Origin of the sequence: Noviherbaspirillum malthae (genome assembly GCF_015352985.1) — a bacterium.
GTDB lineage: Bacteria > Pseudomonadota > Gammaproteobacteria > Burkholderiales > Burkholderiaceae_D > Noviherbaspirillum > Noviherbaspirillum malthae.
In genome coordinates, this window is sequence record NZ_JACYXF010000154.1 from 1 (window position 1) to 3,071 (window position 3,071).

A 3,071-nucleotide genomic window follows, 5' to 3' on the forward strand; every position below is an offset into this window, starting at 1 on the left:
TTGTTCCGACTGGCATGGCGCGGTTGCGCCGGGCCATGGTGGATATTGAAACAGGGGTTCGTAGCCTGCCACTTCTGGCAAAGGAAACCATCGTAGAACTGTATGAGCGCATGCTCAAGCTCGATAGTGTCACTTTTCGGCGTTAAGGAGCCACCCATTTTCGGCGTAATGGAGCCATTCAAGGCAGCCGATTTCAAGGCTCGAACGGGGGTGAAGAATGCGTGATTTCCGGCGTTTTGGCAACCGCATTTTTTACGGTGTTTAGTGGACGTGGATCTCGGGATAGTGGGTAGTGCCGGCCAGCCTGGTGGAGGTCTATGCCGGCAAGAACGATGCACCGCTGTACGAGCGTGGGGTGAACTTTACGGCTGGGCAGCTTTGGATGCTGGCGCTTTCACTTTATCCGACGTTGGTCGCAAGCTGCGATAGCTGTCGCCATCCAATACGACCCGATAGGCACCATGACGCAACCGGTCAAGGGTGGCCGCGCCAATCATCTTGTTCGAGGCAAATGCCTCTCCCCATTCAGTGAAGTCCAGGTTCGAGGTCAGCACGGTAGCGGCACGCTCGTAACGCTCTGCGATCAAGTCATGGAAGTCCTCGTCCTCGGGTGAACGAAGCGGTTTGAGACCGAAGTCGTCAATGATGAGCATCGGTACCTTGACCAGTTGGCTGAAGCGCCGCGCATACGTACCGGTTGCATGAGCGCTACGCAAGCTACCTAGCAGCTGGCTTTGTGTGGCGAACAGTACATCGTAGCCTTGCCGGGCCGCCGCATGACCCAGTGCCTGCGCCAGATGACTCTTGCCGGTACCGGTCGGGCCGGCAATCAGCACCGCCACCTTCTCTTCGACGAAACGACATGTCGCCAGATCATGGATCATCGCCCGGTTCAGAGTGGGCAGTCGGTCGAAATCGAAGCCTTCGAGCGTCTTGTGGCTGCGGAAGTTTGCTCGCCGCAAACGCGTGCCGAGCTTCTTCTGATCCCGCCTGGCGACTTCGTCATGAATGAGCAAAGACAGGAACTCGGTGTAGGCCAGCTTGCGGTCGATCGCCTCTCGGTTGCGCGCTTCAAGGGAGTCGAGGATGCCAGACAGGCGCAATTGTTTGAGCAAGGGAGAGAGTTCGGGAATGGGATGCATGATGAATGTCCTTTACTGCAGAATGGTTTGAGTATCGCGGCAGAATCGGCCGCCTTCAGTGTAGGTTGCCGCCAGGGCGTCGAATGCCGACAGCAATGTGTGCTGGTCCAGCCCCTTCTCCAGGATGGCCTTGACGACCTTGTAGCTGGGCGTGCCGTAGTGGTTGGCACGCGAGCAGGCTGCTTCGAGCCGGGCAGTGCCGTACTTGTGCTTCAGACGTAGTACGCCTTGCACAGAACGCAAGTGAATTAGGACTGTGTCGCCAAACATCGCGTGCACCAGCGCATAGCAAGCCGGGCCAACCCCTTGTGCCTCTTCCAGGCACCATTGCGTATCGCGCAGTTGCCATGCCTGCGCTGCCGGTGGCAAGTGGTCCTGCACGGTCTTGCGCTGCCCGCGTCCGCTCAAACGCACATGGGCGGCCACCGCTTCATGTTCACGATACAGCGTCACCATCGTCGCCGTCGCCTTCAGCCACAGCGCACTGCCAGCCAGGCGGAATGGCACCGAGTAGTAGTTGTACTCGTACTGCACGTGCGCGTCCCGGTGGACCTTGACCTTGGCCCAGGAGGCAACCTCCGGCGGCACTGCCGGTAACGAGCGCAGCAACGCCTTCTTCACGTCAGCAAAGCGCTTCAGGGGCATCTCACGCGTCGTGCCATGAATCCGGTTGCCGGCCTCGGTCATGATCCATTGATGCAACTGGCGATTCGCATCGGCCAAATCACGGAATTGACGCAAAGGTACGAAGTTTCTCTTGATATATTTGACGCCCGATTCCACGATCCCCTTCTTGGCAGGATCTTCTGGCGGACATGCATCGATCTTGAATGCATAGCCTTCTGCGCACTCGGCATACGCCCGCTGTACTTGAGGATCGTAGATGCAGGCCTTGGTGATGGCGCATTTGGCATTGTCGATGATGACGCGGGCGACAACACCGCCAAACCACTCGAACGCACGACGGTGGCAGCCAAGCCAGGTCGCCACGGTCTGATCACGCACAAATTCGGCGTACTGGTGCCGCGACCAGGCCAAGGTCGCCACGAAGAACCATGACTTGATCACCTCGCCGGTGTAGACGTCGGTGATCAGTGGACCGGCACCGAAATCGACTTGCATGGCGTCTGCCGGCTGAAATGCCAGGCGCAAGGGCACCTCCGGCTCACGCGCGCTAACGAGCTGGCATACAAAGCGGTACACCGACGAATAGCTGCCGGTATAGCCGTGATTGCGCTTCAAGGCAGCATGGATAGTGGTGCACTGGATACCGGCGGCATGCCAGCGCGTGACGAGATCACGCCACGGCTCAAGCGTGGAAACGCAGGTTGAAGGCAAGGCGTCCTTGCGCACGAAGACGCTTGCCAGTACGTGGTCGTCGGGAAGAACCGAGTCCGAAGCCAACCAGCCGCGCTCCTCTGCGATGGCTCGGACTTGGGCGATCTTATTACGCCCCATGGTCTTGGACCGGGCAATATCCCGGTCGGAATCGCCCTGGCGCATACGCACCAGGACCTGTCGGTAGTGATACAACTCGAACCTCCGTTTGGTCATGGCTCCTCTGGCAAAAAATGCCGGAGGATAGCCGATCAATGAAAGTTCGAGCCCTGGGCCGGATGCCCCACGTGGCTCCATTACGCCGGAAATCCAGTGGCTCCATTACGCCGGAAATCCAGTGGCTCCATTACGCCGGAAATCCAGTGGCTCCATTACGCCGAAAATACGGTGGCTTCATTACGCCGGAAACGGACTGGCTCCTTTACGCCGAAAACGAAATGGCTCTATAACGCCGAAAACTCACAGATAGCAAGGCAGACGACTACGAGCGCAAGATCAGCTTGCTGGCAGCGCAAAGCGAAGCGGCCAAGCGGCTGATGAAGATAGAAGGAATTGGACCGATTACCGCTACTGCCCTGGTGGCCAGCGTGG

Annotated in this window: 2 protein-coding genes; both read right to left on the bottom strand. The window is 58.5% G+C overall.

The genetic code is table 11. The features are described from left to right. Positions 1–362: 362 nt before the first annotated feature. Positions 363–1,142, bottom strand: coding sequence for an IS21-like element helper ATPase IstB (istB, locus tag IGW03_RS37355; protein WP_194727439.1), 780 nt, complete (start codon positions 1,140–1,142; stop codon positions 363–365). Between the two features lie 12 nt (positions 1,143–1,154). Further along, entirely contained in the window at positions 1,155–2,675 is a 1,521-nt protein-coding gene (gene istA / locus IGW03_RS37360) for an IS21 family transposase (protein WP_194727440.1), read from the bottom strand. Between the last annotated feature and the right edge of the window lie 396 nt (positions 2,676–3,071).

Excerpts from the sequence above, each read along its gene's own strand:
- istB (WP_194727439.1), bottom strand. The coding sequence starts at position 1,142 with ATGCATCCCATTCCCGAACTCTCTCCCTTGCTCAAACAATTGCGCCTG.